Origin of the sequence: Micromonospora sp. MP36, assembly GCF_008119785.1 — a bacterium.
In the GTDB taxonomy this organism is placed as follows: Bacteria; Actinomycetota; Actinomycetes; order Mycobacteriales; family Micromonosporaceae; genus Micromonospora.
Genome location: NZ_VSFA01000006.1, coordinates 1 through 23,136 on the forward strand (window position 1 = coordinate 1; position 23,136 = coordinate 23,136).

The window sequence follows — 23,136 nt, forward strand, 5'->3', positions numbered from 1 at the left end:
AGCGAACCGCCACGGTCCACACAGTTAACCTAGGATCACCGACGATCCCTAATCAAGTTGGTCAGCCTTCCCGCCGGCCCTCCGCGTAACCGACTCCAGGTACGGGATGTGGCGGTATCGGCGGCTGCCGGATAACGCCGTTTCCGCGACATGGAGTGGATCAACCGAGACTGGTCGCCGCAGGACGATTTTGCTCGCACCGTCGGCCGAACACGACGGGACGTACCGGAAAGAAGCGCAAGGGGGCGGGCGGCGAGGGCGCGCGACGGGCTGGGGGCGAGGGTGACCGGCGCAGGGATCAAGCCTGACCGCCCGGAGCCGGTCACCCTCGCCCCCGCCCCCACCGCTAAGCAGGACGGAGGATGAAAGTCCACGTGGTGGTGGTCGTGCTCGCCGCCGCCCCCACCGCCACGAGCCCGCCGTAGCTGCCGGCCGGCACGGTGCTCCCCGAGTCGGCGAGCAGCACGGTCACCCGTCCCCCGCCGGTCTGCGAGCTGTTGCTGCGTACCGCGACGCCGGCGGGCGGGGTCAACATGGTGGACGCGCCGTCCCCGTGCAGCCAGTACGACACCCCCCAGCTCTGGTCCGCGGTCACCGACACGTACGGGGTGGTCCGGGTGGCGGTGCTGGCCGGGTCGGTGGCCCGGGCGAAGACCGGCGCGGTCGGGGCCACCCCCCGGTACGCGGCCACGATCAGGTTGCCCTTGGACTGCGCGTCGAGGGCGACCCGTACGGTCGATCCGGCGTCGCCGGCCGCCGCGACCTTCCACCAGGCGGTGGTGGTGGCGAAGCCGCCGTCGAGGCGGTCGAGCTGGGTCCAGCCGGTGACCCCGGTGGGCTGCCCGGTGCCGGTGTGGGTGTTCTGGCTGAGCAGGAGCAGCAGGGTGTCGCCCGGCTGGACGGTCGACGGCACCGTCACGGTGTGGCTGGTCCAGTTGGCGTTCGCGGTGGCCTGCCCGACGAAGGAGATCCGCTCGGCGACCGGCGCGACGGTCACCTGGACGGTGGTGGTGCCGGTGGCGCCCCGGTCGTCGGTGACGGTGAGCGTGACCGGGTAGGTGCCGGCGGCCGGGTAGGCGTGCGAGGTGGTCGGCACCGAGACGGTGTCGGCGCCCGTCCCGTCGCCGAAGTCCCAGCGGTAGTCCTGGATCGCGCCGTCGGCGTCGGTGGAGCCGGCGCCGGAGAAGGTGCAGACCAGGCCGGCGCAGGAGGGTACGAGGTCGGCGACCGGCGGCTGGTTCGCGGTGCCGCCGGCGCCCTTGAGGATCTTGACGTAGTCGATGTCGCCGGCGAAGTAGTCGCAGGTGACCTTCACGCCGTCGCAGGAGCTCTTGCCGCCGATGGAGAGCTGCCAGTTGTTGGCGATGGTGCCGGTCGGGCCGGTCAGCCGGCTGGTCCGCACCCCGTCGACGTACATCTCCACGTAGCTGGAGGTGCGGTTGCAGGTCACGGTGTGCCACTGCCCGTCGGCGATGGACACGTCCGTGTAGCCGGTACGCGAGGCGCCGTCGCCGCCGCGGAACAGGCACTTCGGCTTGCCGCCGGGGGCCTCGAACTTCCAGTAGCCGCCGACCGTCGCGCCCTGTCCCTTCTGGAGGATGTTGCCGAAGGAGTACGTGGTCCGGTAGCGGATGGTGAACGAGAAGTCCCCCGCGTCGGGGTTGAAGTCGGTGCTGTGCGGGACCAGGTCCACGTGCCCCGGCACGTACTCCATGTCGCTGGGCAGGTGGGTGGCGAACCGGTGCCCGGTCGAGCCGGCGTAGCGCACCCCGGTCACCACCTCGGCGCCGACGGTTCCGTTGCGGCCGTTGCCGCTGCTGTCGGTGAGCACGGTCGACCCGGCCGGCTCGTCCATGCTCCAGAACGCCACGGTGCGGGTGGCGGTCGCCTGGGCGGGTGATCCTCCGACGAGCACCCCCATCCCGGCCAGCAGGGCGGCGACGCCGAGCCGGCCGATGATGCGGGTGCCGCGTCGTACGGTGCCTGACCGCATGCGGTCGCCTCCTCTGGTCTGCGGATCCTCACCCTGTCACGGGCGATCCCGCGCCATCCATGGCCCGTTGGGTGGACCCGCGAGATGCCGTTGACGGAGCGGCGGGTGACCGATGTGCCGGTGCGGGCGGCCCGATTGCGGCCGGCCGGGCACCGGCGACCAGCCGAAGGAGACGCCCGGCTGGGCTCGGCGAGCAGGCGGCCGGAGACCACCGCGGCGCCGCTGGCGCGGCGCACCTGGTCCGCGGCCGGCCGCCGTACGTGGCGGGGCGGGTGGTTGCTGTGGGCGGCGTCGAGGCTGTCTCGAGGCCCGGTTGCTTCAGTCGATCGCCGAAGCTCGACGGCGTACGCCACGAGGACGAGCCGCGGTCGAGAAGACGCGCGTGGTGGGGCGCGCAACCACGAACAGCGTTCAGCACAGACGGCGGAGGCGAGAATTGACCAGGGAACGGGCCAGGGGAACGAGGAATGTGGCCGCCCGTGTCGGCGGGTGGAGCGCACGTCATCGGTGGTGGGCCATCCTGCTCTGGCTGGCGTTCGTGGTGCTCGCGACCGTCGTCGGCAACGCGGTGGGCACCACCCCGATGAAGAGCTACGAGGGCCAGAACGGCGACTCGCGCCGGGCCCAGCAGATCATCGACGAGGCCGGCTTCCCCGATGTGGCCGGTGAGATGGTGCTGGTCCAGGCCCGCGACGGGCGGATCACGGTGGACAGCCCCGAGTTCCGCCAGGCGGTGCAGGACGTCGCGAGCGCGGTCCAGGCCACCGGGCAGGTGGAGCACCTGCGCACGCCGTACGACCCGGCCGCCCCGGCACCGCGGACCGCCGACGGGACCACCGCGCTGGTGCTGTTCGACATGACCGGGGCCGGCGACACCGCGGACGAGCGGGTCCAGCCGGTCCTCGAATCGGTCGCCGGCGTGCAGGACCGCCACCCCGACCTGCGGGTGGAGCAGGCGGGCGCGGCCAGCATGCAGCGGCTGGCCGGCGTGGCGGTCAACGAGGACTTCCAGCGGGCCGAGGCGCTGTCGCTGCCGATCACCGCGCTCATCCTGCTGATCGCCTTCGGCACCCTGCTGCCCATGCTCATCCCGCTCGGGGTGTCGATGACCGCGTTCTTCGCCGCCACCGGCCTGCTGGCCCTGGCCAGCAAGCTGCTGCACGTGGCCGACACGACCACCAACATGATGCTGCTGATCGGGCTGGCCGTCGGCGTGGACTACTCACTGTTCTACGTGCGCCGGGAACGGGAGGAGCGGGCCAGAGGCCGGTCCAAGGAGCACGCCCTGGAGATCGCCGCGGCCACCTCCGGCCGGGCGGTGCTCATCTCCGGCGTCACCGTGATCGTGGCGATGGCCGGCATGTTCCTCACCGGCCACGGCGTGTTCATGGGCTTTGCGCAGGGCACCATCCTGGTCGTCCTCACCGCGATGGTGGCCTCGGTGACCGTACTCCCGGCGACGCTCGCGGTGTTCGGTGACGCGGTCGACGCCCGGGTGATCCACGGGATCGTCCGGGTGGTCACCCGCGGCCGGGTCACCTGGCCACGGCGACTGGGCGGCCGGGACGGCGGCGGCCGGGTGTGGAACGTGATCCTCACCGGCGTGCTGCGCCGGCCGTGGCTGTCCACCGTGCTCACCGTGGGCGTGCTCGTCGCGCTGGCGGTGCCCGCCGTCGGGATGCGGCTCGGCCAGCCCGGCATCGACGACCTGCAGGGCGACTACCCGATCGCGGCCACGTTGAAGGCGATCGACCGGGCCTTCCCGGGCGGCAACGAGCCGGCCACCGTGGCGGTCCAGGCGCCGGACGTGTCCAGCCCCGCGATGCAGGAAGCGATCGGAAGGCTCAAGGATCGGGCGCTGGCCACGGGCGTGGCGCACGAACCGGTGAGCGTGCAGGTGAACCCGGCGAAGACGGTGGCCACGGTCTCGCTGAGCATCGGCTACGGCGAGCAGGGCCGGAAGTCGGTGGCGGCGCTGCGGGAGACGATCGTGCCCGAGACCGTCGGCGCACAGCCGGGCGCGCGGGCGTACGTCACCGGCGCCATGGCCGCCACCATGGACTTCAACCGGCAGATGTCCCGCACCGCGCCGCTGGTCCTCGTGTTCGTGCTGCTGCTGGCGTTCTTCCTGCTGCTGAGCAGCTTCCGGTCGATCATGGTGGCGATCCAGGCGATCGTGCTCAACCTGCTCTCGGTGGCCGTCGCCTACGGCGTGCTGGTGCTGGTGTTCCAGGACGGGCACGGCGCGGACCTGCTCGGCTTCACGCCGGGGGCGATCGTCAACTGGCTGCCACTGTTCCTCTTCGTCATCCTGTTCGGCCTGTCGATGGACTACCAGGTGTTCATCCTCAGCCGGATCCGCGAGGCGTACGACAGCGGGATGTCCACGGAGCGCGCGGTCACCCACGGCATCAAGGCCTCCGCGGGCGTGGTCACCAACGCCGCGCTCATCATGGTGGCGGTGTTCGCGGTGTTCGGCACCATGTCGCTGCTCAGCTTCAAGCAGATGGGCGTGGGACTGGCGGTGGCCATCCTGATCGACGCCACCATCGTGCGCGCCGTCCTGCTGCCGGCCACGATGAAACTGCTCGGCGACCGGGCCTGGTATCTGCCGAGCTGGCTCAACTGGCTGCCGACGCTGTCGCACGGTGAGGCGGCCGAGGAGAGGGAGGACGAGCCGGCGCCCGCCCGCGAGCCGGTCCCGGTGAGCTAGGAACGAAGGAAAGGACCCGCGCCCCGGCGCGGGTCCTTTCGGCGGGGTACGCCGTGTCAGCGGCCGTGTCAGGGTCGTGTCAGGTGGGTGACAGGCCGGGCGCCCATGGTGGTCGCATGACAAGTTCAGCGATTGCGGTTTCCGGGCTGCGGAAGGCATACAAGGACAAGGTCGTGCTCGACGGCATCGATCTGGATGTCCGGGCGGGCACGATCTTCTCCCTCCTCGGTCCCAACGGAGCGGGTAAGACGACGACGGTGAACGTGCTGACCACGTTGGTGAAGGCCGACGGTGGGTCGGTACGCGTCGCCGGACATGATGTCGCGACCGAGGCCAAGGCGGTGCGCGCGGCGATCGGGGTCACCGGTCAGTTCGCGGCGGTGGACGAGCTGCTGACCGGGCGGGAGAACCTGCAGCTGATGGTGGACCTGAGCCCGGTGCCCGCCAATGGCGGCAAACGGGTCGTCGCGGAGCTGCTGGAGCGCTTCGACCTGGTCGAGTCGGCGCAGAAGCCGGTGTCGACCTATTCCGGGGGTATGCGCCGGAAGCTGGATCTGGCGATGACGCTCGTCGGCAACCCGCGGATCATCTTCCTCGACGAGCCGACGACGGGGCTGGATCCGCGCAGCCGGCGCACGATGTGGTCGATCATCCGTGACCTGGTGGCCGACGGCGTGACCATTTTCCTCACCACCCAGTACCTCGAGGAAGCCGATCAGCTCGCCGACCGGATCGCGGTCCTCGATCAGGGCCGGCTGGTCGCCCAGGGCACTCCGGACGACCTCAAGCGCCAGATCCCCGGGACCCACGTCCGGCTCCGGTTCACCACCGTCGCCGAACTCGACGCGGCCGCGCGGGTCCTCAGCGACTCCACGCGGGACGACGAGGCACTGGCCCTGCGGGTGCCCAGCGACGGCGGGACGACGTCGCTGCGGGCTCTGCTGGATCGGCTCGACGAGTACGCGATCAGCGCCGAAGGCCTCTCCGTCCAGACGCCGGACCTTGATGACGTTTTCCTCGCCCTGACGGGCCGTACCACGGAGGTGGCTGCGAAATGAGCACCAAGTCCCACTCGATGGTCATGTTGCGTCGCAACTTCAAGCACATCGCCCGGAATCCGACCTCGGTGTTCAACGCGGTCCTGATGCCGATCGTGATCATGTTGATGTTCGTGTACATGTTCGGCGACGCCTTCAACGTCGGCGTCGACTACATCGACTACGCGACGCCAGGACTGATGCTGCTGGCCGTCTGCTACGGGCTGGGGTCCACCGCGACGGCGGTGAACTCCGACATGACGAAGGGCATCATCAACCGGTTCAAGGTCATGCACGTCTCCCGTGGCGCGGTGTTGACCGGCCACGTGATCGCCACCGTGCTGACCAACCTGGTCGCCATCGCGGCCCTCATCGGGGTGGCCTTCCTGCTGGGTTTCAGCCCGTCGGCGAGTGTCCTCGACTGGCTCGGCGCGATCGGCATGATCGTGCTGCTCGGCTTCGCGGCCAGCTGGCTCACGGTGGCTTTGGGGCTGGCGGCGAAGTCTCCGGAAACGGCGGGACTGGCCTCCGTGCCGCTGGTCATGCTGCCGTTCTTCAGCAGCGCGATCGTGCCGGCGGACAAGATGGGGCCGGGGCTCCGGCAGTTCGCGGAATATCAGCCCTTCACGCCGATCATCGAAACGCTGCGCGGTTTCCTCAACGGCGCGCCGTCCACCGGCGACGTGATCCCCGCCCTCGCCTGGTGCGTCGGCATCGCCCTCGTCGGGTACCTGTGGGCGCGTTCCACGTTCACGAAGCGAGCGTGACCTCGACCAACTGACGCCAGCTCGTCTCAGTGCCCTCCCGAGCCGCCTCGGCGAACCGCGCTTCGCCGAGGCGGCTCCGCGCCGTCTGCTCGATCCGGGCCGCATCCGGATGGGAGCGGTCCGGCAATCCCCGCACACCGGCGCTCGCCGCGAGCAGCCGCGCGGCCTGCTCGGGCTGGTCGCGACGCAGCGCCAGGTCCGCGACCCCGACGAGCACCTGCGCGATCAACGGTGCGTAACCAGCCTCGAGCGCCGCCTGACACGCCGCCACGCGATGGGTACGGGCCTGGCCGATGTCGTCGGCCAGATAGCCCAGCAGGTCGTGCGTCCCCGCCCGGACACCCGCCAGCTCAGCCTCCTTGCCCAGCATCGCCGTCATGACGCCGAGTTGCCGGTACGCCTCCCCGGCGTCACCGCGCCAGCGCGCGAGCTCCGCCTTCGACAGCGCCAGTTCGGCCAGCGCACCCGGCCAGGTGACCCGTTCCGCGAACCGTTGCGCCTCGGCTATGGCGGCCCCGCTGGTATCCTCATCGCCCAGCAACCAGTACAGCCGCGCCTGCCGCGACCGCATCCGGATGACGTCCTCGACGGCACCGACTTCGGTGACGACGCCGATCGCCTCTTCGTAGTGCTCGCACGCCGCGGCGAACTCACCGCGTACGGCGATCAGCTCCGCCAGCTCGGTCAGGGCGAACGAGATCCCGAACCGTTCGCCGAGGGCCCGGAACTCGACGAGCGCCCGCTCGAGATACGCGTCCACATCCGGCCCGTCCTGGCCGAGCCCGATCCGCATCTTGCCGAGGTGCAGCCGGGCCAGCGCGCGTACCCAGGGGTCCTCGTGGTCCAACAACGGTTCCCATGCGGGCAGGAACGCATCCGGCGCCTGCAACATGCGTTCCAGCGGGACGACGAGCGCCATGCCCGGGTGGCTGCCTCGACTGCGCTGGCTGAACCGGTACGCCTGGTGGATCCACTCCGCCGCATGGCGTTCGTCGCCCGGCCCGGAGTTCAGGAACAGCACGACGAGGGCGTACACCGTGGCCCGGATCTCATCGCTCACCTCGCCGGGCGTCTCGGTGGCCGCGGTGATCAGCTCCATGCCCTCGGTCCGGTGGCCGCCGAGCCACCAGTACCAGCCGGCGCCCGCGGCCAGCCGCATCGCCGCATGCGCCTCGCCGGCGGCGAGCGCACCGCGCATCGCGGATCCGATGTTGTCGTGGTCGGCCTCGAGTGCGGCGAGCCAGGTCAGCTGCTCGGCGCGGCGCAGCTGCGGCTCCGCGGTCTCGGCGAGTTCGGTGAAGTAGGCCAGATGCGCGTGGCGCGCCAGGTCCGCCTCCCCCGCCTCGGCGAGCCGGTGCGCGGCGTACTCCTTGATCGTGCCGAGCATCCGGTAGCGCGGTGCGCCGTCGCCCTCGGCGACCAGCAGCGACTTCTCGGCCAGCGCGGTGAGTAACTCGAGCACCTCCTCCGGCTCGACCGCGTCGCCGGCGCAGACCCGCTCGGCCGCTTCCAGGCTCGCCCCGCCGGAGAACACCGAGAGCCTGCGCAGGACCGCCCGTTCGGCGTCGGTCAGCAGTTCCCAGCTCCAGTCGACCACCGCGCGCAGCGTCCGGTGCCGGGGCAATGCGGTACGGCTGCCACCGGTCAGTAGGCGGAACCGGTCGTCGAGCCGGTTGGCGAGTTGCTCGATGGACATCGTGCGCAACCTGGCCGCCGCCAGTTCGATCGCCAGCGGCATCCCGTCCAGCGCCCGGCAGACGCGCGCCATCGTCGACAACGTGGGGGCGTCGACCGCGAGATCCCGGCGCATCGCGCTTGCCCGGTCCCGCAGCAACCGGACGGCGGGAGAGGATTCGATCTCGCCCGGGCCGGCGTCCCCGTCGGGCAAGGCCAGCGGCACGACCGGCCACAGGGCCTCACCGGTGATGCCGAGCGGTTCCCTGCTCGTCGCCAGGATCCGCAGCCGGCGGCACTCCCCGAGCAGTCGATGGGCGAACGCCGCCGCCGCCTCGATCACGTGCTCGCAATTGTCCAGGATCAGCAGCGCCTCCCGCTCGCGGATCGCGGCGATGAGCCGGTCGATCAGCTCCATGTTCGGCGCCTCGCCGAGCAGAGCGTCCCGGAGTCCGAGCCCGGCGAGCGTCGCCTGCACCACGTCACCGTCGGCGCCGATGGCGGCGAGCTCCACCAGCCAGGCGCCGTCCGGCAGGTCGTCGAGCAGGCTGCGCGCGGTTTCCGTGGCCAGCCTGGTCTTCCCCGAGCCGCCCGGCCCGATCAGGGTGGTGAGCCGGTGTTCGGCGACGAGTGCGCCGACCTCGGCGACCACGTCGTCCTTGCCGATGAAGCTGGTCAGCTCGGCACGCAGGTTGGTCCGCCGGCTCTCCTCCCGCCGTCCCAACTCGCCCCGCAGCAGCGCGACGTGCAACGCCGAGAGCTCCGGTGAGGGGTCGACGCCCAGCGCGTCGGCCAGGGCTTCGCTCGTGCGCTGGTACACGAGCAGCGCCTCGGTGTCGCGACCGGTCGCGGCGAGGGCACGCATCAGCGCGGCGACCAGGCGTTCTCGCACCGGGTACGCGGCCACCAGGTCGATCAGTTCCGGGACCAGCTCCACGCCGTGGCCGAGGCCGACCTCCGCGTCGAACCGATCCTCCACGGCGGTCAGGCGTAGCCTCTCCAGCCGGGTGACCGCCGCGTCCAGCGCCGGGCTGTCGGGCAGGCCCACGTCCTGCATGGCCGCACCGCGCCACAGTGCGAGGGCCTCGCGCAGCCGCCGTACCCGCTGCGGACCCTCGCCGTCGCGGGCCTGGTTGACGAGCCGTTCGAACCGTACGGCGTCGACGGCGTCGGGTTCCACCGTCAACCGGTAGCCGTCCGCCTGCCCCTCGACCGACCCTTCCGGGAGCACTTTCCGCAGCCGGGAGACCAGGCGTTGCAGGGCGTTCGCCGCGTCAGCGGGCGGGTTTTCACCCCAGATCCAGTCGACGAGTGCCGCCTTCGGGACTACGTGACCAGGGTTGAGCGCGAGGGCGACCAACAGCCCGCGCAACCGCGCGCCCGGCACCTCGGCTGAGACGCCGCCGTCCGTGCGAACCTCGAACGGTCCAAGCATCCCGATCTGCACCTGGCAGATCTTGCCACGGGCGGTTGACCGGCTCCCACCTGCTGATGCGGCGCGGAAAACACATGCCTCGCCGACGGAGCCAGTAACGAAGCGAAGGCCCAGCTCAACGAGCCGGACCTTCACCTGTGCGAAATGTCCATATTGTGTGGTGGGCGATACTGGGTTTGAACCAGTGACCTCTTCCGTGTCAAGGAAGCGCGCTCCCACTGCGCCAATCGCCCGAGCGCTCGCCGGGGTTGACGCACCGGCGGCGGTCGGCCCCGCGAGGGGCGGATCGCGAGCGGACGACGGGACTCGAACCCGCGACCCTCACCTTGGCAAGGTGATGCGCTACCAACTGCGCTACGTCCGCGTTGTTGCCGGCTCTCGTCGGCGACGGGTAGAACTGTACCCGATGACAAGATCGTCGCGCGGGAGCCCCCACCCACGCCGCCGCCCCCGGTGATTGCGCTGGTCGCCACCGGGGTACTGACTCCACTCGACAGCACAACCCGTCCCCCGGAGAAGGAGGCTGTCGTGGGAATCGGCACCAGCATCTTCCTGATCGCCGTCGGCGCGATCCTCGCCTTCGCCCTGGACGCCAACATCGGCGGGGTCAGCCTGGACGTCGTCGGCTGGATCCTGATGGCGGCCGGCGTACTCGGCCTGATCATGACCACGCTGGTCTGGGGCCGCCGCCGCGAGGTGGTCACCACGGCCGAGCCGGTGGAGTACCGGCGGGTCGAGGAGCGTCGGGACACCGCCCCGCCGCTGTGACCGCCCGGGGGCCGAGGGAGCTGATCGGTCCCCGACCTGAGGCACGCGTACGGGGGCGCCAGCCAGCGCGGCCGGCACCCCCGTTCCGCCTGCCCGGTCAGCCGCGCATCAGCTCGTTGAGCGTGCCGTAGTCGAGGGCGTCGGCCAGCGCGCCGTACGTCCCGGCGGCCAGCGCCTCCTCGGCAGCCCGGCGGGCCACCGCGTACGCGGCCTGGGCGACCGACGAGCCGAGGCTGACCCGGGCCACCCCCAGCTTCGCCAGCTCCGGCACGGCCGGGGCGCCCGGTCCGGCCATCACGTTCAGCGGGGCCGGGATCGCCTCGACCAGGGCAGCCACGGTCGCCGGGTCCACCACGCCGGGCACGAACACCCCGTCGGCGCCGGCGGCCAGGTACGCCTGGGCCCGCGCCACCGTCTCCGGGACGCCGCCGGCACCCCGCAGGAACGTGTCGATGCGGGCGTTGACGTACAACGGAAGGCCGGCCCGGTCCGCGGCGGACCGGACGGCGGCCAGCCGGGCGCACTGCTCGTCGACCGCGCGCAGCGGCGCCGCCCCGTCGTGCTGGGCGTCCTCGACGTTCACCCCGACCGCGCCCGCCGCGATCACCGCCTCGACGGTCACGGCGACCTCGTCGGCGGTGTCGCCGTACCCGGACTCGATGTCGGCGGTGACCGGCAGGGGTGCCGCCGCGACGACCCGGCGGACCAGGTCGACGGCGGCCGCCCGGCCGAGTGCGTCGCCGTCCGGGGCGCCGAGGCTCCAGGCGACGCCGGCGCTGGTGGTGGCGACCGCCCGGGCGCCGGCGGCGGCGACGATCCGGGCGCTCGCGGCGTCCCAGGCGTTGACCAGGACCAGCGGCTCGCCGGGGAGGTGCAGGGAACGGAAGTGCTGGGCTCGACTCTGGTGATCGTTCACCCGGCCAGTCTGGGTCCGCGCCGCCGGCGGACGTAATGTTTCAGTCCCAGCTGAAACGAAGGAGGCGGCGTGGTCGCGATCGGCCTGTCGGCGGGGGCCGTGGCACGGGTCCGGTTCGCCCTGTCCTGCCTCTGGGAGACGGTCGCCAGCGTGCGGGTGCTCCGCGACCCGGGCCAGCACGCGATCCACCTGCCCTGGGCGAACCGGGTCCGGCCGCGCCTGGCCGAGGCGGGGCTGGTCGGCCCGGGCGGCGGCCTGCTCTGGCACCTCGTCCCGCCCGCTCCCGGATACCTGGCCGACTTCCTCACCCCGCCGCCCGCCGGCCTGGCCCCCGACCTGGGGCAGGAGCTGGCCGCGCTGCGCGCCACCCCGCCGGAGACCGTCCGCGCCCACCTGGACCTCTACAACGGCCCGCGGCCTCCGGCCCTGTCCGCCCTCCACGCCGACCCGGAGGACGGGCTGCACCGGCTCGCCGAGGAGATCGAGGCGTACTGGCGGCTGGCCCTGGCCGGCGACTGGCCCCGGATCCGGGCGCTGCTCGAGGCGGAGGTGTTCCGGCGGGCCCGCCTGCTGGCCGAGGACGGCGCCGCCGGGCTGCTCAACGACCTGCACGAGCGGGTCCGCTGGGAGGGCGACGCCCTGCTGATCAGCCAGCGGCACTGCGCCGCCCCCGACGTGCCGGACGGCAGCGGGCTGGTCCTGGTGCCGTCGGTCTTCGCCTGGCCGTCCGTGCTCAGCATCTCCGCCGGGGACGTGCCGCAGCTGGCGTATCCGGCGCGGGGCCTCGGCGCGCTGTGGGCGTGCCCGCCGACCGCGCCGGACGCGCTGGGTGCCGTGCTCGGCCGGGGGCGGGCGCGGCTGCTCGCGGCGCTGGACGCGCCCCGGTCGACCACCGACCTGGCCCGGCGCACGGGTCTCTCCCCGGCCGGCGTGTCGCAGCATCTCACCGCGCTGCGCGCGGCGGGCCTGGTGGTGACGCACCGGCAGGGCCGGTCACTGCTGAGCAGCCGGACGGCGGTCGCGGAGGCGCTGCTGACCGCGTCGGCGTGAGCGGCGCAACCGGGCACCAGGAACAGAAAGGCTCGTCACCGGACTCCGGTGACGAGCCGTCTGCTCATCGAACTGGTGGGCGATACTGGGTTTGAACCAGTGACCTCTTCCGTGTCAAGGAAGCGCGCTCCCACTGCGCCAATCGCCCTCGTCTACTGCCGAGGTGGAGACGGGATTTGAACCCGTGTACACGGCTTTGCAGGCCGTTGCCTCGCCTCTCGGCCACTCCACCGAGGTTGCCCCCGACATGCGTGGCGGCATCTCCGAGCGGACGACGGGACTCGAACCCGCGACCCTCACCTTGGCAAGGTGATGCGCTACCAACTGCGCTACGTCCGCATGCCCCCGGTGTTACCCGGCGACGGATGAGAACTTTAGCCGAGCCGGGGAACGGTTGCCAAATCGGGTCCCGTTCCGGGCGCGTCCGGGTGATGGCCCGGCTCATCCTCGCCAAGCTTCCCAGAGGGGTGGGAGCCGGGCGAGGGAATATCGATTACCGACACGCCGGGAGGGACTGTCCGGCTTCCGACTGTCGGGGGTACGACCGGCCGCGTCGGTAACTCCTCGTGGTCACATCGATGGGTTACGGTAGCGATCGTGACGAGACGCGCCGCCGAAATCCGCCTGGATGCCCTGCTTCGCACGGCCTGTGACGTGATCGCGGAACGTGGACTCGCCAACACCCGCACGGCCGACGTGGCGGAGGCCGCCGGGGTCAGCCAGGCGCTGGTCTTCTACCACTTCGCCACCAAGGACCGGCTGCTCGCGCAGGCGTTCGCGTACGCCGTCGAGCAGAACCTGGCCCGGCTCGACGCGGTGCTCCGCTCCTCCGCCCCGCCGCTGAACAAACTCCGCCGGATGCTGCGCCTCTACGCCCCGACCGGCCGGTCGACCTCCTGGTCCATCTGGATCGACGGCTGGTCCGAATCGCTGCGCACCCCGGAGCTGGAGAAGCTCTCCCGCCGGCTCGATCTGCGGTGGCGGCAGGACCTCGCCGCGGTGATCACCGCCGGGGTCGCCGACGGCACCTTCGACTGCCCCGACCCGGCTGGCGCGGCGTGGCGGATCAGCGCGGTGATGGACGGCCTCGCCGTGCAGCTCGCGGTGCACGAGCGGGTGATCACCCGCCGGCAGATCGCCGAGTGGATCCGGCTGGTGGCCGCCCGGGAGCTGGGCCTGGAACCCGCCCAGCTCGACTGACCGGGCCGCTCACCGCGGTCCGCTGGGCCACCCGTTCACCACCGCCTCGCCCTCCCGTGGGGGAACCGGTCACGACCGCTCGGGATCGCCGGCGGGCGGCGTCGCGGCGTACGACAGAATCAGCCGGTGTCCGACCTGTCCGCGGCCTTCGTCCGGCTGCACGCCCGGCTCGCCCCGGTCGCTTTCGTCCCCGAGGTGCGGCTGCATCAGGCCGACGAGCCGATCGGCCTCTGGGAGCTGACCGAGGGCGAGTTCCACAGCGCGCAGCCCCCACCGTTCTGGGCCTTCGCCTGGGCCGGCGGGCAGGCGCTCGCCCGGTACGTCACCGACCACCCCGACCTGGTCACCGGGCGGCGGGTGCTCGACCTCGCCGCCGGCTCCGGCCTGGTCGCCATCGCCGCCGCCCGCGCCGGCGCCGCCGCCGTCCGGGCCGTCGAGGTGGACGAGCGGGCCGTCGCGGCCGTCGCGCTCAATGCCGACGCCAACGGGGTACGCGTCGACGCCGAACTCGGCGACATCCTCGACGACGACGCCGGGGACGCCGAGGTGGTGCTGGCCGGCGACGTCTTCTACAGCGAGGCGATGGCGCGGCGGATGTTGCGTTTCCTGCTCCGGGCCGCCCGATCCGGGGGCCGGGTGCTGGTCGGCGACCCGGGCCGGGCGTTCCTGCCCCGCGAGCGCTTCCACCGGCTGGCCACCTACGACGTGCCGGTGCCGGAGGCGCTGGAGAGCGTACGGGTGAAGCACACCACGGTGTGGGAGTTGAATCCGGCTCCGCCGGGAGCCGCCCACTAGCGTGACGGCGTGCTGTTCCGGGGCTGGGGGAAGTCCGTCGACGGCGGATGGCCCGAGGTGGCCACCGTGGTCGACCACGTCGGCGTGCCGCACCTGGTGGTGACCCGGCACGCCCTGGTCCGGCAGCTGCTCACCGACCCGGAGACCTTCCGGCCGGACAACGCCCTCGACGCGGTGACCCCGATCCCGGTGGCCGCCCTGCGGGTCCTCGCCGGCCACCGGTTCCGGCTGCCCCCGACCCTGGCCAACAACTCCGGGCCCAGCCACCCGGAGATCCGCGGCATCGTCGCCGACGCGCTGCACCCCACCCGGGTCGCCGCTCAGCAGCCCTGGCTGACCGACCTGGTCCGGCGGCGGGTGGCCCGGCTCGCCGCCGCCCTCGACGCGGGCCAACCGGTCGACCTGTACGCCGAACTCGCCGCCGACCTGCCGCTGCTGGTACTGGCCCGCCTGGTCGAGTTGCCGGACGCCCCGGTCGGCGCGGTGAAGGACTTCGCCCGGGCCGCCCTGGAGCTGTTCTGGGCCCCGCTGGACGAGGACCGGCAGCTCGCGCTCGCCGCCGAGGTCGGCCGGTTCCACACCGTGCTGCGCGCGTTCGCCGCGACCGGCGGCGGGCTGGCCGCCCGGCTGCGGGACGCCGGGCACTCCCCCGACGTGGTCGTCGGCGCACTCTTCTTCCTGCTGGTCGCCGGCCAGGAGACCACCTCGCAGTTCCTCACCCTGCTGCTGCACCGGCTGACCGGCGAACCCGCGGTCCGCGCCGGGCTGCGCACCGGCGAGATCCCGGTCGCCGACGTGGTCGAGGAGGGGCTCCGCCTGGAACCACCGATCGTCACCTGGCGGCGGGTGGCGGCGGTGGACACCACGCTGGGCGGCACCGCCGTCGCGGCGGGCACCAGCATCGTGGCCTGGCTGGCCCGGGCCGGGCGGGACCCGGAGGTGGTCGCCGCGCCGGGCGAGTTCCGGCCGGGGCAGCGCGGCTCCCGCCGGCACCTGACCTTCGGGGCCGGGGCGCACCGCTGCGTCGGGGCGCAGCTGGCCCGGATGGAGGCGGCGGTGGTGGTCGCCGAGGCGGCGCCGCTGCTCGACGGGGTGACCGTGGTCCGCCCGCCGTGGTGCCCGGACAACCTCACCTTCCGCATGCCGGACGCGTTCGTCGTGCGCCGGGCCTGACGAAAGTCAGGGTGGGCCGACGCCGATCGGCAGCGGTGCAACCACCCGCCCGCTGCCTAGCGTCGGAGCATGATCACACTACGTGGGTTGACGAAACGGTTCGGGACGGCGACCGCGGTCGACGACCTGACCGTCGACATCGGACCGGGGCAGGTGACCGGCTTCCTCGGCCCCAACGGCGCGGGCAAGTCCACCACCATGCGGATGGTGCTCGGGCTGGACCGGCCGACCGCCGGACGGGCCCTGGTCAACGGCCGGCCGTACCGGGAACTGCGGCATCCGTTGCACGAGGTGGGCGCGCTGCTGGACGCCACCGGCATCCATCCGACCCGCTCCGGCCGGTCCCACCTGCGGGCGATGGCCCGCAGCAACGGCATTCCGGCTCGGCGGGTGGCCGAGGTGCTCGACCTGGTCGGCCTGGACGGGCGCGCCGCCGACAAGCCGGGACGGGCGCTGTCGCTGGGCATGGGCCAGCGGCTCGGCATCGCCGGCGCGCTGCTCGGCGACCCGCCCGTGCTGCTGCTCGACGAGCCGGTCAACGGCCTCGACCCGGACGGGGTGCGCTGGATCCGCCGGCTCACCCGGACCCTCGCCGACGAGGGACGGACCGTCCTGCTCTCCAGCCACCTGATGAGCGAGATGCAGCAGACCGCCGACCGCGTCGTCGTGCTCGGCCGGGGCCGGCTGATCGCCGACGCACCGCTGGCCGAGCTGATCGCCGCCAGCCCGGCCGCGTCGGTCCGGGTACGCGGCCCCGAGCCGGCCGGCCTGGCGGCGCTGGGCGCCCGGCTGACCGCCGAGGGAGCGACGGTGACCGCGTACGACGCGGACGGGTTGACCGTCACCGGCACCACCGCCTCTCGGGTCGGTGACCTGGCGTACGAGCTGGGGGTGCGGGTGCACGAGCTGACCCCGCTGGCCGCCTCGCTGGAGGAGGCGTTCCTGGAACTCACCGCCGACAGCGTCGAGTACGCCGCCGGCCCGGCCGGAGGGGAGACCCGATGAGCACCCTGTCCACCGTCCCGCCGAACGCCCGACCGACGTCCCGGCCCGCCCCGACGACCGGCCCGTTCGCCGGCGCCGTCGCCGCCGAATGGACCAAGCTGTGGTCGGTCCGGTCCACTTGGTGGACGATGCTGGCGGCGGCGCTGACCATGGCGGCCACCGCCGCCCAGCTCGCCATCTACGCCGTCAACGCCAACACCGACGACGACCCGGCGGTCAACCCTGGCGTGCTCCCGGTCGGCGACATCGTGACCGGTTCACTGGAACTCACCCAGTACGTCGTCCTCGCCCTCGGGCTGTTCGCCGTCACCAGCGAGTACGCCACCGGCACCATCCGCACGACGCTGCGCTGCACCCCGTCCCGGGGCCGGGTGCTGCTGGCCAAGGCGGTGGTGGTCGCCGTCGTGACGTTCCTGCTCGGGCTGCTGCTCGGCGGCATCGGCGCAGCGGTCGCCGGGCCGGTGCTCGGCGAGTGGGGTCGCGCCCCGCTCGCCGGCACCCTCGGTGACGTGGCCGCCTCGGCCGCGTACCTCGCGCTGGTCGGCGTGCTGGCGCTGGGGCTGGCGGCGGCGCTGCGCGGCGCGGTGCTCACCCTGACCGTGCTCTTCGCCCTGCTGATGATCGTGCCGCTGTCGCTGCAGGAACCGGGGATCACCGTGCTCACCCGGCTCGCCGACGCGTTCCCCGGCGTCGCCGGCAACCACTTCCTCGCCGGCGACACCGAGCCGTACCCGGCGGCCGTGGGGCTGCTGCTGCTCGCCGGCTGGGCGGCCGCCGCGCTGGCGCTCGGCCGGTACGCGCTGGCCCGCCGGGACGCGTGAGCGAGCAGCGCGAGCTCGGCAGGGCCCCTCGCGCCGCGACGGAAGCGGTGGCGTGAGCGAGGGCGGGGCTGGTCACCCGGACGGCGGGACCAGCCCCGCCTCGTACGCGAGGATCGCCGCCTGCACCCGGTTGCGTACGTCCAGCCGGGTGAAGATGCTGGTCAGGTAGCTCTTCACGGTGCCCTCGACGAGGTGCAGCCGGCGGCCGATCTCGGCGTTGGACAGTCCCGCCCCGACCAGGGCCAGCACCTCCCGCTCCCGGTCGGTCAGCCCGGCGAGGCGGTCCCGGGCGGACGGGCCCCGGGCCATCCGCCCGCCGCTCAGCTCGATCACCCGGCGCGCCACCCGGGGCGACAGGTACGCCCCGCCGTCGGCCACCGCCCGGATCGCGGCGAGCAGTTCCCGGGGATCACCCGACTTGAGCAGGAAGCCGCTCGCCCCGTGCCCGAGTGCCCGGGCGATCAGGTCGTCCTCGCCGAAGGTGGTCAGCATGAGCGTGGCGGTCTCCGGCACCAGTCGCCGGATCTCCTCCGCCGCGCTGATCCCGTCCCACCGGGGCATCCGGATGTCCAGCAGCGCCACCCGCGGCCGGTGGGCGCGGACCAGTTCCACCGCCGCGCGGCCGTCGCCGGCCTCGCCGACCACCTCGATCGCCGGGTCGGCCGCCAGGATGGCGCGTACCCCTGCGCGGACCATCGCCTCGTCGTCGGCGAGCACCACCCGCAGGGGGCGCCCGTGGTCGTCGGTCACCGCGCGATCCGCTCCTTGCTGGCCAGCCGGCCGTCGGCGAAGCAGAGCCGCCAGGTCGGCTCCGCGAAGGGAAAGTTGCCGTCGGTGTAGTACTCACAGGTCCCCGGCTCGTCCGCCGTCGGCGGGGCAGCCTGCCGCCGGGGCAGCCCGAGACCGTCCCGGGGGTCGCCGACCCGCAGCCGCTCGTACCCGGCCCGGTCGAGCACCGCGCCCGCCGTGGCGAGCGGGTAGTAGACCAGGGCGAGCACCAGCCCGAGGACGGCTGGGGCGCCGAACGCCGTGAGCAGGCTGTGCCGCACCCGGCGGCGGGCGTCCCGCAGCCGCCGTTCCGCCTCGCCGGCCCGGTCGCCGGCCGGAACCACCGACGCCACGACGCCCCGCCGCACGTCGCCCGCCGCCCACGCCCCCTCCCCGCCCAGCGCCGGATCGGGCGGAACCGGCCAGTCCTTCCCGCCCGGCTCCGGGTCTGCCGGAAGCGGCGCGCGGTCCACGCCGGGCGCCGGGTCGGGGGCCAGCGGGAGCAGGGCCCGCACCGCGAAGCCACCGGCACACGGGCCCGCGTCGAGGACCCCGCCGGCGAGCCGGGCGCGCTCGCGCAGGGCGAGCAGGCCCGAGCCGTGCGAGGCCGGCCCCGGCAGCGGCTCGGCCGACGGCCTGGCGTTCACCACGCTGACCGCCACCTCACCACCGGTCCGGCCGACAGTGACGGTCACCGGGGCGCCGGGCGCGTAGCGGGCGGCGTTGGTCAGCGCCTCGCGGACGACCCGGTGCACGGTGTGCCCGGCCAGCGGGGGCAGCGCGTCGACGTCCGCGGCCGCCCGCAGCGCGACCGCCATCCCAGCGTCGCGGGCCCCGGCCACCAGTTCCGCCACAGTCTCGCCCGCCGGGCGCAGTGAGCCCGGCCGGTCCTCCCGGAGCACGCCGATGATCTCCCGCAGCCGCTCGGTGGCCGCGGCCACGCTGGCGCGCAACTCCCCGGCGGCGGCCCGGTGCGCGGGGGCCAGGTCGGCCGCCACCTCCAGCGCGGCGGCGCGCAACGCGATCAGGCTCAGGTCGTGGCCCAGCGAGTCGTGCATCTCCTGGGCGATCCGGGCCCGCTCCCGCAGCCGGATCCGGTCCACCGCGCTGCGCCGCTCGCGCTCCTCCGCCTCGGCGTGCCGCCGCTCGGCCCGCGCCAGCGCCCGCTGCTGCCGCCGGTGCCGCCCGAGCAGCCAGGGGAACACCCCGGCGAAGAGCAGCACCGAGGCCAGCAGGAACCAGGTCGCCGGCTCGGTGCCGAGCAGCCCGAGGTTGACCGCGCTCCCGCCGACCGCGATGGCGCCGAACACGGCCGCCGCCCGCCCGGTGCCGGTGCCGCGCCGCCCGGCGAGATAGCTGAACACCGGGATGGCGAAGACGAAGTTGCCGTCGAGCAGCGAGCCGATCACCACCGCCACCAACGCCGCCAGGGGCAGCCGGCGGCCGAGCGCCACCGCGAGCGCGAGCAGCGACAGGGACCCGACCAGCAGCGGCACCGCGAACCGCGGATAGGGCGGGGTGACCCCGGCGTACGCCACCGGCGCGGACAGCGCCGCCCACAGCAGCAGGTCCCCGACCCACCGCCGGCCGTTCGACCCGCCATCGGGATCCGGGCGTCCCGCCGGCCACCAGCGCAGTTTCACGGCGGCCAGGCTACCCACGGGCGGCCGGGCCGGGCACTGACGAAAGTCAGGTGCTCAGCCGGCGTCCTCGGCCCAGGCCCGCCAGTCGTCCAGCACCCCGTACAGGGCGGGGGTGAGCCAGCCCGGGGCGGACCGCCGGAACACCCCGGGGTCCATCGACCCGGCACCCATGGGCACCGCGCCCAGCAGGTTCGGCACCAGTTCGGACAGGTTGAGCCAGTGCACCAGCTCCGGCTCGGCCGGCCAGGCGCCGATGACCACGCCGGCGGGGATCGCCCGGCGTTCCAGCGCCTCCAGGGTGAGGGCGGTGTGGTTCAGGGTGCCGAGCCCGGCGCGGGCCACCACCACGGCCGGCGTGCCCAGCGACACCGCCAGGTCGGCCACCGTCCAGGGCTCGCCCGAGGGCCGCAACCCCATCGGTACGAGCAGCCCGCCGGCCCCCTCCACGAGCACCAGGTCGTGCTTGTCGGTCTCCTCGCGGATCGCGTCGACGGCGGTGTAGAGCTCCAGTGGCTCCAGCTCGGCGACCCGGGCCGCGGCGAGCGGGGCGAGCGGATCCGGGTAGCTGGCCAGGGTCCGGCCGGTGAGCGGGGCGGCCAGCCGGGTCACCGAGTCGACGTCGCCGGGCTCATCGGTGGCCGTACCGGTCTGGCCGGGCTTGACCACCGCCACCCGTAGCCCGGCGGCCTGGGCGGCGGCCGCGATCGCCGCGGTCACCACCGTCTTGCCCACCCCGGTGTCCGTGCCGGTCACCAGCACCGCCCCGGTCCAGCCACCCGTCATGAGCCCTCCTTCGTTCGCGACTGCGGGGCTCGCAAACCCGGCTCGCTCCTCGCGCTCACGGGCGCACACTCCAGGATCACGTCGAGGGCTCGCTCGAAGTCCGCCCGCGCCACCCCGCCGCTGATGGTCAGCCGGAGCCGGGAGCGGCTGTCCGGGGTGGACGGCGGCCGGAAGCAGCCCACCGCGACGCCCCGGTCCCGGCAGTCGGCCGCCCACGCGGTCGCCGCCTCCGGGCTGGGCGCGGTCACCGACACCACCGCCGCGTCCGGCGCGGAGACCTCCAGCCCAGCCGCGCCCAGCGTGCGCACCGCGACAGCGGCCCGCGCGGCGAGCTCGGCGCGCAGCCCGTCGCCGGCCCGAGCCAGGCCGACCGCGGCCAGGACGCCGGCGGCCACCGCCGGGGGTAGCGCGGTGTCGAAGATGAAGGTCCGGCCGGTCTCCACCAGGTGTCGGACGAACTCCGCCGGCCCGGCCACCACGCCGCCGGCCCCGCCGAGCGCCTTGGAGAGGGTGGCCGTCACCACCACGTCCGGCTCGCCGGCCAGCCCCGCCGCGGCCACCCCGCCGGCCCCGGCCGGACCGGTGACGCCGAGCGCGTGCGCGTCGTCGACCAGCAGCAGGGCACCGTAGCGGCGGGCGACGGCGTGCAGCGCGGCCAGCGGGGCGAGGTCGCCGTCGACGGAGAAGACCGACTCGGTGACCACCACGGCGGGCCGGCCCGGGGCGGCGGCGAGCGCCGCGGCCACCGCGTCGACGTCGGCGTGCGGGGTCACCACGGTCTCCGCGCCGGAGATCCGGCAGCCGTCGATCAGCGAGGCGTGGTTGTGGGCGTCGGAGACGAGCAGCGTACGCGGCTGCACCAGGCCCCGGACGGCGGCGAGGTTGGCCAGGTAGCCGGAGGAGAAGACCAGCGCCCGGTCGGTGCCGAGCCAGTCGGTCAGCGCGTCCTCCAGCGTGTGGTGCAGGTCGGTGGAGCCGCGCACTAGCCGGGACCCGGTCGCCCCCAGCCCGTACGCGGACAGAGCCTGTGCGGCGGCGGCGGTGACCTCCGGGTGGGTGGCCAGGCCGAGGTAGTCGTTGCCGGCCAGGTCGACGACGGCGTCGCCAGCGGCACGCGGACGCAGCGTACGGGTGAGCCCCGCCCTGGCCCGCAGCGCGGCGCGGCGGTCAAGTGCCGCCAGCCAGTCCGCCACCGTCCCGTCCCTTCCCGCCGATCGTCGCCGCTCGGGCGCTTCCGCCGGGCGAAGTTACCACCCGGCTCGGCGGCCCCGGCGTGCCGCGGGCCCGGCTCGCCGAGGCCGGTCGATCCCTGCTCGTGGGCCCCGGGCTCGGCCGTTTCCGCCGCCCGAGCGGCCTTGTAGGGTACGAGCCATGCCAGAGATCCTCGACCAGGCCCGGACCCAGGTGCTGGACAACGGCGTCGGCCTCGACGAGGCGGGCGTCCTCGCCGTGCTGAACCTGCCCGACGAGCACCTGCCCGCCGCGCTCCAGCTCGCCCACGAGGTACGGATGCGCTGGTGCGGCCCCGAGGTCGAGGTCGAGGGCATCGTCTCGCTGAAGACCGGCGGCTGCCCGGAGGACTGCCACTTCTGCTCCCAGTCCGGCCTGTTCACCTCGCCGGTCCGCTCGGTCTGGCTGGACATCCCGGCGCTGGTCGAGGCGGCGAAGCAGACGGCCGCGACCGGGGCGACCGAGTTCTGCATCGTGGCCGCCGTACGCGGCCCGGACGCCCGGCTGATGAAGCAGATGCGCGAGGGCGTGGCCGCCATCAAGGCGGAGGTCGACATCCAGGTCGCCGCCTCGCTGGGCATGCTCACCAAGGAGCAGGTCGACGAGCTGGTCGAGATGGGCGTGCACCGCTACAACCACAACCTGGAGACCTGCCGCTCCTACTTCCCGAACGTGGTCACCACGCACTCCTGGGAGGAGCGCTGGGAGACCTTGAAGATGGTCCGCGAGTCCGGCATGGAGGTCTGCTGCGGCGGCATCCTCGGCCTGGGCGAGTCGGTCGAGCAGCGCGCCGAGTTCGCCGCGCAGCTCGCCGAGCTGGACCCGCACGAGGTCCCGCTGAACTTCCTCAACCCCCGCCCCGGCACCCCGCTCGGCGACCGTCCGGTGGTGGAGGGCAAGGACGCGCTGCGCGCCATCGCCGCGTTCCGGCTGGCCATGCCGCGCACCATCCTCCGGTACGCGGGCGGCCGGGAGATCACCCTGGGCGACCTGGGCACCCGGGACGGCCTGCTGGGCGGCATCAACGCGGTCATCGTCGGCAACTACCTGACCACGCTGGGCCGGCCGGCGACCGACGACCTGAAGCTGCTGGACGACCTGAAGATGCCGATGAAGGCGCTGTCGGCGACCCTGTAGAGACCCGGTGAGGACGACGTGACCGAGCTTGTCGAGCCCGCGGCGGCGCAGCGCTGGTGCGACCGCTGCGGTGAGCCGGCCGACACCGGCGCGCACGCGGCCTGCCAGGCGGCGCGCGAGCTGGAGCCGCCGCGCTACTGCACCCACTGCCGCCGGCGGATGAAGGTGCAGGTCGTGCCGACCGGCTGGTCGGCGGTCTGTGTCGAGCACGGCGAGAGCCGAGGCTGA

The 23,136-nt window shown here is 73.6% G+C and carries 19 protein-coding genes and 5 tRNA genes; 12 read left to right on the forward strand and 12 right to left on the reverse strand.

From position 1 onward, the window contains the following. Positions 1 to 346 precede the first annotated feature (346 nt). The gene (locus tag FXF52_RS08535) at positions 347 to 1,993 is read right to left on the reverse strand and encodes a PKD domain-containing protein (RefSeq protein WP_148795174.1); all 1,647 of its coding nucleotides are present in this window, start codon (positions 1,991 to 1,993) and stop codon (positions 347 to 349) included. A 469-nt stretch (positions 1,994 to 2,462) separates the two neighbouring features. Here FXF52_RS08535 and FXF52_RS08540 point away from each other — a divergent pair, with 469 nt between their 5' ends. From FXF52_RS08540 to FXF52_RS08550, 3 genes are all read left to right on the forward strand, one after another. Further along, on the forward strand, positions 2,463 to 4,706 hold the full coding sequence (locus FXF52_RS08540; RefSeq protein ID WP_255471812.1) for an MMPL family transporter: 2,244 nt from the start codon (positions 2,463 to 2,465) through the stop codon (positions 4,704 to 4,706). A 116-nt stretch (positions 4,707 to 4,822) separates the two neighbouring features. Then, positions 4,823 to 5,764 (forward strand): ATP-binding cassette domain-containing protein, encoded by a 942-nt coding sequence (locus tag FXF52_RS08545; RefSeq protein ID WP_148795178.1) that lies wholly within the window; start codon positions 4,823 to 4,825, stop codon positions 5,762 to 5,764. Continuing rightward, on the forward strand, positions 5,761 to 6,510 hold the full coding sequence (locus tag FXF52_RS08550) for an ABC transporter permease (RefSeq protein ID WP_148795180.1): 750 nt from the start codon (positions 5,761 to 5,763) through the stop codon (positions 6,508 to 6,510). The genes FXF52_RS08545 and FXF52_RS08550 overlap by 4 nt, the downstream gene beginning before the upstream one ends. Here FXF52_RS08550 and FXF52_RS08555 read toward each other — a convergent pair. The 3 genes from FXF52_RS08555 to FXF52_RS08565 all read right to left on the reverse strand — a co-directional run bounded on the left by FXF52_RS08555 (position 6,494) and on the right by FXF52_RS08565 (position 9,983). Beyond that, on the reverse strand, positions 6,494 to 9,631 hold the full coding sequence (locus tag FXF52_RS08555; RefSeq protein WP_148795182.1) for a BTAD domain-containing putative transcriptional regulator: 3,138 nt from the start codon (positions 9,629 to 9,631) through the stop codon (positions 6,494 to 6,496). The genes FXF52_RS08550 and FXF52_RS08555 overlap by 17 nt on opposite strands. A gap of 146 nt (positions 9,632 to 9,777) precedes the next feature. Then, positions 9,778 to 9,852 (reverse strand) — tRNA-Val (locus FXF52_RS08560). Between the two features lie 58 nt (positions 9,853 to 9,910). Next, a tRNA-Gly gene (locus tag FXF52_RS08565) sits at positions 9,911 to 9,983 on the reverse strand. Positions 9,984 to 10,147: 164 nt separating this feature from the next. On the opposite strand from FXF52_RS08565, the gene FXF52_RS08570 reads away from it, so the two are divergent. After that, complete coding sequence (locus tag FXF52_RS08570) at positions 10,148 to 10,387, forward strand: DUF6458 family protein (protein WP_148795184.1); 240 nt, start codon at positions 10,148 to 10,150, stop codon at positions 10,385 to 10,387. A 97-nt stretch (positions 10,388 to 10,484) separates the two neighbouring features. Here FXF52_RS08570 and FXF52_RS08575 read toward each other — a convergent pair whose 3' ends face one another. After that, a complete protein-coding gene (locus tag FXF52_RS08575; protein ID WP_148795186.1) occupies positions 10,485 to 11,303 on the reverse strand; it encodes an isocitrate lyase/phosphoenolpyruvate mutase family protein in 819 nt (272 codons plus the stop codon). A gap of 69 nt (positions 11,304 to 11,372) precedes the next feature. Between FXF52_RS08575 and FXF52_RS08580 the strand changes: the two genes are divergently transcribed. After that, complete coding sequence (locus tag FXF52_RS08580) at positions 11,373 to 12,353, forward strand: helix-turn-helix domain-containing protein (protein ID WP_148795188.1); 981 nt, start codon at positions 11,373 to 11,375, stop codon at positions 12,351 to 12,353. A 73-nt stretch (positions 12,354 to 12,426) separates the two neighbouring features. On the opposite strand, the gene FXF52_RS08585 is transcribed toward FXF52_RS08580, so the two are convergent. The 3 genes from FXF52_RS08585 to FXF52_RS08595 form a co-directional block, all read right to left on the reverse strand. Next, positions 12,427 to 12,501: transfer RNA gene (locus tag FXF52_RS08585), tRNA-Val, on the reverse strand. A 13-nt stretch (positions 12,502 to 12,514) separates the two neighbouring features. Next, positions 12,515 to 12,585: transfer RNA gene (locus FXF52_RS08590), tRNA-Cys, on the reverse strand. Positions 12,586 to 12,619: 34 nt separating this feature from the next. Then, positions 12,620 to 12,692, reverse strand: a tRNA-Gly gene (locus FXF52_RS08595). Between the two features lie 258 nt (positions 12,693 to 12,950). On the opposite strand from FXF52_RS08595, the gene FXF52_RS08600 reads away from it, so the two are divergent. The 5 genes from FXF52_RS08600 to FXF52_RS08620 all read left to right on the forward strand — a co-directional run bounded on the left by FXF52_RS08600 (position 12,951) and on the right by FXF52_RS08620 (position 17,347). Beyond that, complete coding sequence (locus FXF52_RS08600; RefSeq protein ID WP_148795190.1) at positions 12,951 to 13,553, forward strand: TetR/AcrR family transcriptional regulator; 603 nt, start codon at positions 12,951 to 12,953, stop codon at positions 13,551 to 13,553. A 126-nt stretch (positions 13,554 to 13,679) separates the two neighbouring features. Further along, positions 13,680 to 14,348 (forward strand): methyltransferase, encoded by a 669-nt coding sequence (locus tag FXF52_RS08605; protein WP_148795192.1) that lies wholly within the window; start codon positions 13,680 to 13,682, stop codon positions 14,346 to 14,348. A gap of 9 nt (positions 14,349 to 14,357) precedes the next feature. After that, positions 14,358 to 15,521, forward strand: coding sequence for a cytochrome P450 (locus tag FXF52_RS08610; RefSeq protein WP_148795194.1), 1,164 nt, complete (start codon positions 14,358 to 14,360; stop codon positions 15,519 to 15,521). Positions 15,522 to 15,590: 69 nt separating this feature from the next. After that, complete coding sequence (locus tag FXF52_RS08615) at positions 15,591 to 16,526, forward strand: ABC transporter ATP-binding protein (protein WP_148795196.1); 936 nt, start codon at positions 15,591 to 15,593, stop codon at positions 16,524 to 16,526. Further along, positions 16,523 to 17,347, forward strand: coding sequence for an ABC transporter permease (locus FXF52_RS08620; protein ID WP_148795198.1), 825 nt, complete (start codon positions 16,523 to 16,525; stop codon positions 17,345 to 17,347). The genes FXF52_RS08615 and FXF52_RS08620 overlap by 4 nt, the downstream gene beginning before the upstream one ends. Before the next feature lie 72 nt (positions 17,348 to 17,419). Here FXF52_RS08620 and FXF52_RS08625 read toward each other — a convergent pair whose 3' ends face one another. Genes FXF52_RS08625 through FXF52_RS08640 form a run of 4 tightly spaced genes read right to left on the reverse strand, consistent with a single transcriptional unit; the run spans position 17,420 to position 21,734 of the window. Then, a complete protein-coding gene (locus tag FXF52_RS08625) occupies positions 17,420 to 18,097 on the reverse strand; it encodes a response regulator transcription factor (protein ID WP_148795200.1) in 678 nt (225 codons plus the stop codon). After that, the gene (locus FXF52_RS08630; RefSeq protein WP_255471813.1) at positions 18,094 to 19,758 is read right to left on the reverse strand and encodes a sensor histidine kinase; all 1,665 of its coding nucleotides are present in this window, start codon (positions 19,756 to 19,758) and stop codon (positions 18,094 to 18,096) included. The genes FXF52_RS08625 and FXF52_RS08630 overlap by 4 nt, the downstream gene beginning before the upstream one ends. Before the next feature lie 54 nt (positions 19,759 to 19,812). Next, positions 19,813 to 20,541 (reverse strand): dethiobiotin synthase, encoded by a 729-nt coding sequence (bioD, locus tag FXF52_RS08635; RefSeq protein ID WP_148795202.1) that lies wholly within the window; start codon positions 20,539 to 20,541, stop codon positions 19,813 to 19,815. Continuing rightward, positions 20,538 to 21,734: an 8-amino-7-oxononanoate synthase gene (locus FXF52_RS08640; protein WP_148795204.1), complete on the reverse strand. Its 1,197-nt coding sequence runs from the start codon at positions 21,732 to 21,734 to the stop codon at positions 20,538 to 20,540. The genes bioD and FXF52_RS08640 overlap by 4 nt, the downstream gene beginning before the upstream one ends. A 178-nt stretch (positions 21,735 to 21,912) precedes the next feature. On the opposite strand from FXF52_RS08640, the gene bioB reads away from it, so the two are divergent. After that, positions 21,913 to 22,908 (forward strand): biotin synthase BioB, encoded by a 996-nt coding sequence (gene bioB / locus FXF52_RS08645; RefSeq protein WP_148795206.1) that lies wholly within the window; start codon positions 21,913 to 21,915, stop codon positions 22,906 to 22,908. 18 nt (positions 22,909 to 22,926) lie between these two features. Next, entirely contained in the window at positions 22,927 to 23,136 is a 210-nt protein-coding gene (locus FXF52_RS08650; RefSeq protein ID WP_148795208.1) for a hypothetical protein, read from the forward strand.